We start from the raw sequence: 11,456 nt of genomic DNA, 5'->3' as shown, positions 1-11,456 counted from the left end.
TGCCTTCAGTGCTGGATCATTCCGTTACCCCGAGCAGATGTTCAATGTGTTCTTCAACACGGGCACGCGCCTCGGTGATCGCGTGATCCGTGGTCCGGGAAACAAGCGGAAAGTCGAGACCATTGCCTTTGAATCTCCCCGCGTAGTGCACCCATGACCGATAGGCGAACACGCCTGAATCGCGCCGGACGAGGTTGATCGTGACGTCGTAGGTACGCTGCATGCCGCTCGCTCGCGTGTAGGGAAACTTGTGGACCTCCGAGTGAATCATGGATACCGCCTCCTGTTGTTCGATCGTGGCATGACGCTTCGTGCAGGCAAGCCGTATCTTTCCGGCTTCAAAGCGTCCTGATCGTTGAAGACAAAGCCGTCGCGTCTCAAAGAAGATCGGCCGCAGATCCGTGTCCGCAACCGTCTTTCTTTGACCGGATATCGCAGGGCGGCAACGGCATCGGTTCGTTGTCCGCGAATGCCGTGCCGCACCGCACGGCAAACGCAAAGGCCGATTGCCGGTTCGCGAAGTGACCCAGATCGCCAAGCGACGTCGCCTCGCCATCCTCTTCGAGAATAGCGACCCGGGCGACAAAGGTATTGCCGCTTCGTGCGACCGACGGCTGAATCGCTACACCGTGGTGATAGAAGTGCATATCGCCTCCTCAGACCCTTATATGGAGACCCCACGGCGGCATGGATTGCGCCAATGCTGTCGGGAAGTCCTGACGGTATTGTAAGGTATTTGTCAGTATTCGGGAATGGGATGCGCGTCGGTGCGGCATTGGGACGGCCGCGGAATTCGACGGATAACCGCAGAACTATCGGGAAGACATGGACTTACGCGCCTTCCCCAGAGCAGGTTTCGTTTGTGCCCCCTCCTCTTCATCCGCCGCGAGCGGATTGGCCGTCCCCCTATCCACGCCATGCACTAACCGCTTCGCAAGCCGCGGCTGCCGCAACTGCTCCAGCCACCATCGCAACGCCCGTCCCTCGCGATCGCTACGCCACGCGACATACGAAACAGTCGGCTCGCGAGGATCAACCGTGGTCTTCTCAACCAGTTCGCCGCGCTTCAGCAATGAAGCGACGCTTTGACGCGGCAGCCAGCCCACGCCCAGACCCGCGCGTTGCGCGAGGATTTTCGCTTGCATGGTCGGCACGGCCAGCGAAGTCTGGCCACCGATCACGCCATACACACGCCCGGCTGTCGTGCGCGACGAGTCGGCCACCACCACCGCGCGATGCTCACGTATCTGCTCGCGTCGAAGTGGCTCTTCCATGCTCGCCAGAGGATGCCGCGCAGCCACAGCGAACACCCATTCGATCTTGCCCAGTTCGAACCAGTGCAGCCCGGGAATCGCGGGAGGTTCGTTGGTCGCGCCCACGATCAGGTCCGCACGGCCATCGCGCAACGCTTCCCACGTGCCGCTCAACACCTCATGCGTGACGCGCAACTGCACACCCGAGTCGAGCGCATCGAAACTGCGTATGACAGGCATCAGCAGTTCGAACTCGATGATCTCGTCCGTGACGATCCAGAGGCGATCTTCCCAGCCGCTTGCGATCTGCCGTACGCGCTGCGTCATCCGCGACATGTCGAGCATCAAACGGGCCGCTTCGTCGGCGAGCACCTGGCCTGCGGGTGTCAGTTGCAGCCGGTAGCGGCGCCGATCGAACAGCAACGCATCAAAGCGTGTTTCCAGTTGCCGCGCGGCGTGCGACACCGTCGACACTGCCTTGCCGAGCCGCACCGCCGCGCGTGACAGGCTGCCCGTTTCACGAATCGCCTCGAGCAGCGCCAATTCGTCTTCAGACAACATGTTCGACTCCATCGAAGGTGTTCATCGGCCAGATCGTACGGCAAACGGGGAGTTTGAGTTCAGCATGTGACTATGCGACCTGGAGACGGGCTCAAACGCACGTGGCTCCCCGCACATCTGCGGGGACTGCAATACATGGAGCGACCAGGCTGCGCATTCGCTGCGATCTCACCGATGTCCTCATCAAGGAAACACCATGCTTCAGTTCTACTTCCACCCGACGCCCAATCCCTTCAAGGTGGCGCTTTTGCTCGAAGAGCTTGAAACGCCATTCGAGCTTTCCCCTGTCGATACCTTCAAGGGAGAACAACACGCGCCGGCATACCGGAAGATCAATCCGAACGGCAAGGTGCCAGCCATCGTCGATGACGGTGTGACCGTGTTCGATTCGCACGCGATTCTTCTGCACCTCGGCGCAAAACATGGGAAGTTCGTGCCGTCCGCAGCGTCCGAGCGTGCCGCGATGCTCTCGTGGCTCCAGTTCGTCGCGACGGGGCTGTCGCCGTTTTCGGGTCAGGCCGTGCACTTCCTGCACCATGCACCGGAACCTCTGCCGTATGCGCGCAACCGCTATCTGAAGGAAGTCGAGCGTCACTATCGCGTTCTCGATGAGCGTCTCGAGACCTCGAAGTATCTGGCTGGCGACACCTACTCGATCGCCGACATCGCGCTGTGGGGCTGGGCGAATTTTGCTGGCTATATCTTCGGCGAGAAGGGACTTAGCGACTATCCGCACGTCAAGCGTCTGGTCGATGAGATCTCGGCGCGTCCGGCGGCTGTCCGCGCGCTGGCGCTGAAAGACCGGCTCACGTTCAAGGCCGAGTTCGATGAAGAGACCCGCCGCGCGCTGTTCCCGCAGAACGCCCCGCTCACGGTCTAAACAAGCCGCGAGAACCGCCGCGCTTGCCGCCTGAAATGGCGAGTGTCGGCGCGTTGCAGATCGATGCTGTAGTGTTACAGCTTTCCTGTTCCCTGTTCTCGCGGCCGACATCGCAGATACCGGCTAACTGAATCTACAGCTATGAAAAAGATTGGTTTTCTCTCTTTTGGTCACTGGGCCAATTCCCCGGGTTCACAGGCACGATCGGCAGCCGATGTACTTCTGCAATCCATCGACCTCGCCGTCGCCGCCGAAGCACTCGGCGCGGATGGCGCCTTCTTTCGCGTCCATCATTTCGCTCAACAGCTTGCGTCGCCTTTTCCCCTGCTCGCCGCGATCGGCGCCAAGACGCGCACGATCGAGATTGGAACGGGTGTCATCGACATGCGCTACGAGAATCCGCTCTACATGGCCGAAGATGCTGGCGCAGCCGATCTGATTGCCGGCGGACGGTTGCAGCTCGGTATTAGCCGAGGCTCGGGCGAACAGGTTATCGATGGCTGGCGCCACTTCGGGTACGCGCCAAACGAAGGCGAGACGCACGCCGATCTGGCACGCCGTCACACAGAAGTGTTTTATGAAGTGCTGCGAGGTAAGGGTTTTGCACAGCCGAATCCGCGCCCCATGTTTGCCAACCCGCCGGGACTTCTACGCGTCGAGCCGCATTCCGAAGGGCTTCGCGAGCGCATCTGGTGGGGTTCGGGCTCCAACGCGACCGCCGTTTGGGCCGCGAAGATGGGCATGAACCTGCAGACCTCCACATTGAAGAACGACGAAACGGGCCGACCGCTTCATATCCAGCAAGCCGAGCAGATCCAGTCTTACCGTGATGCATGGAAAGAAGCCGGGCATACGCGAACGCCGCGTGTGTCTGTCAGCCGGAGTATCTTCGCGCTCGTGAATCAGCAGGACCGCATGTATTTCGGCCGGGGCACGCAGAGCAACGACACGATCGGCTTTCTCGACGACGATATCCAGAAGATCTTTGGCCGGAATTACGCTGCGGAGCCCGATGTCCTCATCAAGGAACTGGCAAAAGACGAAGCAATCGCAGCAGCCGATACGTTGCTACTCACTGTGCCTAACCAGTTGGGCGTCGAGTACTGCGCGCACGTCATCGAATCGATTCTCACGCATGTCGCTCCCGGTCTCGGTTGGCGCTAACGCGCGAAAGAATCGTCAGAAACAGGTCTAGTCATTTCTGACGATGATTGAAGATACACGCAGGCCGCGGCGCGGCGGCTTTCCGGCCAAATTAGGCGGATTTTGAGCCAGACAAAAGACCCTGGCGCACACTTCCTTCTGCCGCAACGGCCATCAATTCGATCAGATGTTCAAGTACATCAGGTCGTAGCGGCTTCAATTTCTCAAGGCGTAAGAACCTTCACATCACTCCGACGAGCCTTGTCCGATAAGGCGAAGTCGATGTTGAAGCACGCCCGGCGCATCGAACCCGCCCTCTCCTTTTAGCGGCTGCACACGCACAGATTCACTGTCCAGTGCAGCCGTGCAAGCCTTGCTGTTGGCTGTCATTTGTTCCTTCCGCGCAAGACTGTTTGTCCGACGTGGATATTCGACCTCCGAGTTCGTACGCCTACATTGTGTCTATTGGAGCGGTCGGCACGAGGCGTAAAAGCCGAACAACCAACGTTCGACAACATAGGGCGGCGTGGCACGGACAGCGCCCGCAGCCCTCGATAGGAGCATGTAATGAGCGAAGCAGATAAAAGCGCTGTGCGCGAGTTGAGTCATTTCATCGACGGTCAGCGCGCCGCTGGTGCGGGCCAGCGGTTTGGCGAGGTATTCGATCCGGCGCAAGGCCGGGTGACGGCCCGCGTGCCCGTCGCAACATCCGCTGAAGTCGAAGCCGCCGTCGCGGCCGCGAAAGCCGCGTTCCCGGCATGGAGCGAAACCGCACCGCTCAAACGCGCCCGTTTGATGTTCAAGTTCAAGGAACTGCTCGAGGCGCACGCGGACGAACTCGCCGAACTCATCACGCGCGACCACGGCAAACTGTTTGAGGACGCAAAGGGCGAAGTGGTGCGCGGCATCGAAATCGTCGAATTCGCGTGCGGCATCCCGCAGTTGCTCAAGACAGACTTCACTGATTCAGTCAGCGGCGGCATCGACAACTGGAATCTGCGTCAGCCCATCGGCGTGGCCGCTGGCGTCACGCCGTTCAATTTTCCGATGGTGGTGCCGTGCTGGATGTTCGTGATGGCGGCCGCGTGCGGCAACACGTTCATTCTTAAACCTTCGGAGCGCACGCCGTCAGCATCGATCCGGCTTGCCGAGTTGTTCATCGAAGCTGGCTTTCCCAAAGGCGTGTTCAATGTCGTGCATGGCGACAAGACCGTCGTCGATGCGCTGATCGCACACCCCGATGTGGCCGCGATGTCTGTCGTTGGCTCGACACCCGTCGCTGAATACATCTACAGCGAAAGCGCCAAGCGCGGCAAGCGCGTGCAGGCGCTGGGCAGTGCGAAAAACCATCTGGTCGTGATGCCTGATGCCAATCTCGATCAAGCGGTCGATGCGCTGATCTCGTCGGCATATGGTTCGGCGGGCGAGCGCTGCATGGCAACGTCCGTCGCGGTGGCAGTGGGAAGTATCGGCGATGAACTGATCGAGCGTCTCGCGCCGCGCGTGCGTTCGCTCAGGATCGGCGGCGGCATGGAGCCCGATCTGGACATGGGACCGCTCATCAGCGCCGCGCATCGCACCAAGGTAACGGGCTATATCGAGGCGGGCGTCGCGGCGGGTGCCAGGCTCGTCGTCGATGGTCGCGGCCATACCGTATCCGGCCATGAGGAAGGCTTCTTTCTCGGCGGCTCGCTCTTCGACGACGTGAAGGCCGATATGAGCATCTATCGGGAAGAGATTTTCGGACCGGTCCTGTCGGTTGTCCGCGTGCCCGATCTCGCCAGTGCGATCGCGCTCGTCAACGCGCACGAACTGGGGAACTGCGTATCGCTCTTCACATCCGACGGCGCCGCCGCACGCGCGTTCTCCCGGCAGATTCAGATTGGCATGGTGGGCATCAACATCCCGAGTCCGGTGCCGCCGGCGTGGCATTCGTTCGGTGGCTGGAAGCGGTCGCTGTTCGGCGATCATCACGCGTATGGCGAAGAAGCTGTGCGCTTTTACACGCACTACAAGAGCGTGATGCAGCGCTGGCCGGATAGCATCGCCACAGGTGTCGAATTCACGATGCCAGCAGCGAAGTAAATCGGAGCGTCGCAGCGGGCACGGTCGGTTTCGTGCCCGCTGCGCTTTCAAACGTGGAACGACTGACGTTGCACCCCGCTCGCAACGAGCGCGATATGACAGTCCAGATGATAGTGCGGCTCAAAGCGAAACTCGGCGAATCGGGCTGTGCTAAGGATCAAACCGGGAATGTCGGCTGAGTGGTTGTACTTGACTTCTTCGGACACGCTCACCTCCCATTCACCGTCGCCACCGCAGCCGCCAACACCAGAACGATCAATCAACCGTCGATCGCGCGTCGCAAATGCGCGATGCATTGCGGCATGCGGTCGGTTCCAAGTCGAGCATCACGAATGAGTATACCGGGTCCCTCACCCGGCCAAATTGCCAGCCAGCATGGCATCCAATCGTCAACGTAAGGCTCTACAGTCGAGAACGACGCCCCAATTGAATTCCAAACGGAATATGCTTCAAATGGTATATGTTGTTGACGACGGATAATCGTACGTTTAAGTTTCTGCTTTGCAATTAAAAAATCTACAAAGTGGCTTCAACTCAATACGATGAAAGGCGACCTGTTTCCGTCACGCTCGCCGGTATTACGCACACGGGTTCATATCGGGTGCTCGAAGGAACCGTCATCGTCTATTCAGGTGCGGATATCCGGTCCGCCCAGTGCGGAATGGATCGTCCGGAGACCGTTGCGCGTTGGGTATTGCTCGACATGTGCAAGAAAGCCGAGGCGAAGAAGCGCAAAGACGGCAGCGGACGCAACCAGTTGCGCCCCGCTTGAGCCAGGCGGTTGCTACGCTTTTGCCGAAAGCGCATCAACACGCCCCCGGTCGCCCAGGAATGCGAGCGTGAGAGCCGTCAGGCCGCATAGCGCGATCAGTGTCAGTAGCGCGTCCTTGCCGGCGTGCACCAATACCCACCCGCCCACAGACGGAAAGCCGAACACCCCGACGAAGTACGCCGCAACGAACCATGTCAGTGCTGCGCGACGATGCACGGCGGCGGAATCGTTGACCGCCTGGGTCTGGATGACCGGATAGGCAAGCCCGTATCCTGTGCCAAGCAGAACGGCTGCCGCTGGATGAGCCGATACATGGTACGGCACCGCGAACATCGCTGCGATGCCCAGCACCATCATGACGAGCAGCACCTTCGTTGCAGTTTCGCGGCGCAGATTGATGACCAGTCGGGAAAATGCCCAGCGTACGGTCACGACGGTTATCGCGTACAGGCTGAAGAAGGTGGTTGCTTGCGCATGCGTTCCCTGCACCAGCGACATCTGAAATGTCATCAAGCCTGAGAAGACGCAGGCGCCCAGCGCGACCATGATGATCGGGTACATTGCACGCGTGCGCGCAATTGCGCCGATACCACGCCACCATCTGTCCTGTACCGGCGGCATGGACGAAAGGGGTGACAACCGGGCGAACATTTCCAGTATCACCGACGCGACCACACAAAGGCCGCTGACCGTATAGAGCACACTGCTGAGCGACCAGTGCAACGAATGTATGGCGACGCCCGCCAGCGCCGGGCAGCCGCCGATTCCCGCCATCTGGAAAGTGCCAAAGCGCAGAAACCAGTAACCCCGATCCGAATCATTGGTTCGCTCGGCAAGCGACATCGGCGCCGCGAGATAGAACGCGCCCCAGCCCAAGCCCACGAGAAACGCTGGAATCGCATCGAGCACGCTGACACGCTCGATCACTGCGAAACCCGCGACGCCCATGCCCACGCATAACGCCGCAAGCGCGGCCATTCGCGCCGCGCCGACGCGGTGATGCGAAAGCCAGCCAACAAGAGGAACCCCGACGAAGGTACCCACCATCGCACCCACGAGTGTGAGCCCGGTATCGACGTCATTGCCGCCGATGTACCTGAAGCGCATCGAAAGAAGAAAGGTCCCGCCGTATCCTGCCGCCGTGAGCAGGGTACCGACGAGAACGAGAAAGCCGTTGAATGGACGCATGAAAGAGAGGGCCGGGTGACCAGTAACAATCGGGCAGTCGTCAATCGCAGGAGCGAGTATGTACCATAGCGGCATCGGACTGCCTGGATGCTACGGCACACGCCAGCGATTTTCGACGGTCCGCGTCACAGCAACGACCGCAGTGAAACAGATGAATCCGCGAGCCGCGCTTCGTCCATGATGGCACCTGCCGAAATCAAACGCCTGCATGCGCCGATCTCGCGTCCCGCATTGACGGCAATCGCCGCCCTCATCCGCGTCGTGTCGTCCAGCGCCATGACACAGAACGAACCGGTGACAGCGTCCCCACGGGTGACGAGACGATGCCGCGGCTCTACGATGCCCAGCGTCTGCACATTGCAGTCGAACTGATCGGACCAGAGCCACGGCAGCTCTGCGTATATCGCACGACCGCCTAGCATGTTTTCCGCCGCGACGACGGGCTGGTTCTCCGCCACCTGCCAGGATTCGATCCTGACACTGCGGCCAAGCAACGGATTGGCGTGCATCGTCACTTCGCCCGCCGCGAAGATCGCAGGGTCGCTGGTACGGCACTGTTCATCGACCACGACGCCGTTGCGGACTTCAAGCCCGCAGGCTTCCGCGAGTTCGACGTTCGGCACGACGCCAATTCCGACTACGACGACATCCGCACTGACGGCGCCCGGATCGCTCTGGATGGATGCACATCCGTTCTCGTATGCGATTGCAGCCGGCATCGTGCCGAGACGCAATTCGACACCGTTTCGCTCGTGCAACGCCGCCATGTGTTGCGCCACGCTCTCCGGCAGCGCGCGTTGCAGCAGCGCCGGCGCAGGCTCGATCACCGTCGCCCTGCAGCCTGCCTGGGTCGCGGCGGCGGCCACTTCGAGCCCGATAAAGCCGCCGCCGAGAATAGCAACACGCTTGCCCGGCGAAAGAACGGCGCGCAGCGCCCGCGCGTCGGCGAGCGTGCGGACATAGTGCAGTTGCACGCGTTCATCCACAGGGCCGCTGAACCGGCGCACACGCGACCCCGTCGCGAGCAGCAGCCTGTCATAGCCGACATCGCTGCCATCGCGCAGCCGCACGCATGCCCGCGTCCGGTCGATTTCGACGACGGCAGACGACAGGCGCAAATCGATCCGCTGCGCCGCATACCAGTCATGCTGCCGGATGAAAGCCTTCCGCTCGCCTTCTTCGGAGGTCAGCGCGTCTTTCGACAATACCGGGCGGTCATACGGCACATGCGGTTCGTCGCCGAACATGACGATGTCCACGTCCGCGTTCATTGCGCGCAGCGTCTCCGCCGCGCGCCGTGCCGCATGCCCCGCACCCACGATCACGTGCTGTTCATTCGACATTGACTTCCACCCTCGCCTCGACGATACGGATCGGGAATGCGCGCACCGCCTCCGTGATGGGCGCGCAACGCGCCGCACCCGTGCGGATGTCGATCAGCCCCTGATGCAACGGACATTCGACGCAACCGTCTTCCACATACCCTTCCGAGAGCCGCGCATGTCCGTGCGTGCAGAGATCGTTCAACGCGAACACCTCGTCGCCGATACGAAACACCGCAATCTGACGATCGCCTGCGAACACGGCCGCCGGCTCGCCTTCGGCAAAGTCATCGAGCGTGCCGATGGTCTGCCAGTTGTCAATCTTCGCTTCCATGTCCGCTCCTCAGATCGGCGTTGCGAGCAGCGTCTGCACGCGCGACGTGTCATACACCACCCGCTTGCTTCGGTAGCGCAGCCCATCCGCCGTCCGCACGACGCGGTCGTAGTACTTGCCCGCCTGATACACATTCGACTCGCCGTTCGCCAGCGTCTGGACCACGACATAGCTGCTTTCGGTTTCGATCACGTCGTCCTGGTCGCTCGTGATCGTCAGGCCCGATGTCATGTGCCGGTATGTGTGCTCCTCGAAAATGTTGGCGTGACGCAGCGACACGACGCGATCGCGCAGCATCTTCTGGTTCGTGCAATGAATGATGCCGACGGGTAAGCCCATATCCGCATTCTCTTTCGGCACGATCTCGTACAGGCAGTCTTCCGTAAAGAGTGTCGGCCACGCTTCGAGCCTGTCGTTGTCGAGATTGCTGATGTACTGGTTCTGCAGCATGTTCAATTCGAACCAAAGCTTCATCTGATCCATTTGCATGTCCTTTTTCTCAATAGCCCATCAGCTTCTGATATCCGACCCAGAACCGTCGAATCAGGCTTTCCGTGATCACCGTGTCCTGCTGGTCCGGATTGCTGCGCGACATCTCGATCACCGACGTCGCGTCCGCATCGCGCACCGTGCCTCGCTGCACGAGTTCGGTCGCTTCCGTGTCTTCCATCGAGATGTAGCCCGCCGGTCCGACCAGGTTCGCCTGCTTGATGCGAAGCGCGCGCAGTTCCGGCGTGTCGTCGGCATAGCCGAAGAAATGGAAGATCAGCTCGAAGTTGTCCGGACCTTTTGCCAGCAGTTGGCGCGCGACCAGCGTGTTGTGGATCTGCTGGATCACCAGTTGAGGAAAGATCGGCTGGATATGGTTGGTGGTGTCTTCCTCGTATTCGGAAACGAGCCCGAGGATCGAATCGTCTTCCAGCGCGAAGCCTTCATCGAACGAGCGGATCTGTTGCTGCTTGTAGGCCGCCGATGTGTCCTCGCCCGTCTTCGTCACCGTGATGATGCTGTGCAGGCCGTGCGTCGCATCGGGAATCGATCGCGCCTTCATGCCGACACGGAAAATGTTGAAGGTCGTATGGAACAGATGCAGCATGCTCGCGTGATACGGGTCCTTCACGTTCTCGAGATACAGCTTCCAGTTGGACTTCGAGTATTGCCGCGTGCAGCCGAGATACTCGATAGGCTTGTGAAAGATGCGATCGATCCACGGGCGCATTTCCGCGCCGAGATAGTCGGGCAGCGGTGCGACTGCGTCGCTGAAACTCGCGAAGACGAGGCCGCGATAGCTGTCCACGCGCAGCTTGCGCAGGCTGTGCTGCTTGGGGTCGAAATCGGGCGGCATGCCTGTCATGCCCTTCTGTCCACGGCGGAACGGCACGCCCAGCAGATTGCCGCTGTTGTCGAAGCTCCACTGGTGATACACGCACGTATGCGACGTCGCGTTGCCGCGCGCCTTGCGGCACACGGATGCGCCACGATGCGCGCAGCGGTTGACCCATGCCGACAGCGAACCATCCTCGATGCGCGTGACGACGACGGGCGTATCGCCGACGAAGGTGCTCTTGAAGTCGCCCGGGTTCGGGATCTCCGCTTCGAGCGCGACGAAATTCCACGTCGGGCCGCGAAAGATGCGCTCCTGCTCGCGCTCGTACACCGCCTGCGAGCTGAACACCTTGTAGGGCACGCGCGAGCCGTCGTCGCGCGGGAACTGCACCATGTCCGTGTCCTGCGTGTTTCTGAAGCTGACAGGCGTCTCGACCATTTCCATGCTATTTTCTCCGCATTGTGGGGGCCCGTTGCAGCAACGAAACATCGCTGCTGCATGGTGAGAACATTTTTGGAGGCGGAAAATGCAGGGTCTATCCGTTTCTGGCCGAACACAGCCCTGATATCCAGTTCAGGCCGTTTTATCAAC

Annotated in this window: 13 protein-coding genes; 4 read left to right on the top strand and 9 right to left on the bottom strand. The window is 60.6% G+C overall.

The genetic code is table 11. From position 1 onward, the window contains the following. Positions 1–16 precede the first annotated feature (16 nt). From SB822_RS34725 to SB822_RS34715, 3 genes are all read right to left on the bottom strand, one after another. Positions 17–271: a hypothetical protein gene (locus SB822_RS34725; protein WP_007577483.1), complete on the bottom strand. Its 255-nt coding sequence runs from the start codon at positions 269–271 to the stop codon at positions 17–19. A 106-nt stretch (positions 272–377) separates the two neighbouring features. After that, positions 378–647 carry a hypothetical protein gene (locus SB822_RS34720; RefSeq protein WP_007577484.1) on the bottom strand — a complete coding sequence of 90 codons (270 nt, stop codon included), beginning with the start codon at positions 645–647 and terminating at the stop codon, positions 378–380. 165 nt (positions 648–812) lie between these two features. Then, positions 813–1,814, bottom strand: a complete 1,002-nt coding sequence (locus SB822_RS34715; RefSeq protein ID WP_410856717.1) for a LysR family transcriptional regulator — start codon at positions 1,812–1,814, stop codon at positions 813–815. Between the two features lie 196 nt (positions 1,815–2,010). Here SB822_RS34715 and SB822_RS34710 point away from each other — a divergent pair, with 196 nt between their 5' ends. The 3 genes from SB822_RS34710 (at position 2,011) to SB822_RS34700 (ending at position 5,922) form a co-directional block, all read left to right on the top strand. After that, positions 2,011–2,694, top strand: a complete 684-nt coding sequence (locus SB822_RS34710) for a glutathione S-transferase family protein (protein WP_410856716.1) — start codon at positions 2,011–2,013, stop codon at positions 2,692–2,694. Positions 2,695–2,835: 141 nt separating this feature from the next. Then, positions 2,836–3,858, top strand: coding sequence for an LLM class flavin-dependent oxidoreductase (locus SB822_RS34705; protein ID WP_410856715.1), 1,023 nt, complete (start codon positions 2,836–2,838; stop codon positions 3,856–3,858). Positions 3,859–4,404: 546 nt separating this feature from the next. Next, entirely contained in the window at positions 4,405–5,922 is a 1,518-nt protein-coding gene (locus SB822_RS34700) for a CoA-acylating methylmalonate-semialdehyde dehydrogenase (protein ID WP_039899775.1), read from the top strand. Between the two features lie 47 nt (positions 5,923–5,969). Here SB822_RS34700 and SB822_RS34695 read toward each other — a convergent pair whose 3' ends face one another. Continuing rightward, entirely contained in the window at positions 5,970–6,218 is a 249-nt protein-coding gene (locus SB822_RS34695) for an AraC family ligand binding domain-containing protein (RefSeq protein WP_079494195.1), read from the bottom strand. A 227-nt stretch (positions 6,219–6,445) separates the two neighbouring features. Here SB822_RS34695 and SB822_RS34690 point away from each other — a divergent pair, with 227 nt between their 5' ends. Then, the gene (locus tag SB822_RS34690; RefSeq protein WP_318268379.1) at positions 6,446–6,694 is read left to right on the top strand and encodes a hypothetical protein; all 249 of its coding nucleotides are present in this window, start codon (positions 6,446–6,448) and stop codon (positions 6,692–6,694) included. 12 nt (positions 6,695–6,706) lie between these two features. Here the strand turns inward: SB822_RS34690 and SB822_RS34685 are convergent, their stop codons facing one another. The 5 genes from SB822_RS34685 to andAc all read right to left on the bottom strand — a co-directional run bounded on the left by SB822_RS34685 (position 6,707) and on the right by andAc (position 11,309). Continuing rightward, positions 6,707–7,882, bottom strand: coding sequence for an MFS transporter (locus SB822_RS34685; RefSeq protein WP_410856714.1), 1,176 nt, complete (start codon positions 7,880–7,882; stop codon positions 6,707–6,709). 125 nt (positions 7,883–8,007) lie between these two features. Then, on the bottom strand, positions 8,008–9,225 hold the full coding sequence (gene andAa / locus SB822_RS34680; protein ID WP_410856713.1) for an anthranilate 1,2-dioxygenase system ferredoxin--NAD(+) reductase: 1,218 nt from the start codon (positions 9,223–9,225) through the stop codon (positions 8,008–8,010). Next, on the bottom strand, positions 9,215–9,538 hold the full coding sequence (gene andAb / locus SB822_RS34675; protein ID WP_007577495.1) for an anthranilate 1,2-dioxygenase ferredoxin subunit AndAb: 324 nt from the start codon (positions 9,536–9,538) through the stop codon (positions 9,215–9,217). The genes andAa and andAb overlap by 11 nt, the downstream gene beginning before the upstream one ends. 9 nt (positions 9,539–9,547) lie before the next feature. Next, on the bottom strand, positions 9,548–10,021 hold the full coding sequence (gene andAd / locus SB822_RS34670; protein WP_007740378.1) for an anthranilate 1,2-dioxygenase small subunit AndAd: 474 nt from the start codon (positions 10,019–10,021) through the stop codon (positions 9,548–9,550). 16 nt (positions 10,022–10,037) lie between these two features. Then, positions 10,038–11,309, bottom strand: coding sequence for an anthranilate 1,2-dioxygenase large subunit AndAc (andAc, locus tag SB822_RS34665; protein WP_410856712.1), 1,272 nt, complete (start codon positions 11,307–11,309; stop codon positions 10,038–10,040). Between the last annotated feature and the right edge of the window lie 147 nt (positions 11,310–11,456).

It is taken from the genome of Paraburkholderia sp. SIMBA_054, from assembly GCF_046534875.1.
Taxonomy (GTDB): Bacteria; Pseudomonadota; Gammaproteobacteria; order Burkholderiales; family Burkholderiaceae; genus Paraburkholderia; species Paraburkholderia hospita.
The sequence above is the reverse complement of the archived record's forward strand: the minus strand, read 5'-3'. Positions and strand labels throughout refer to the sequence as shown.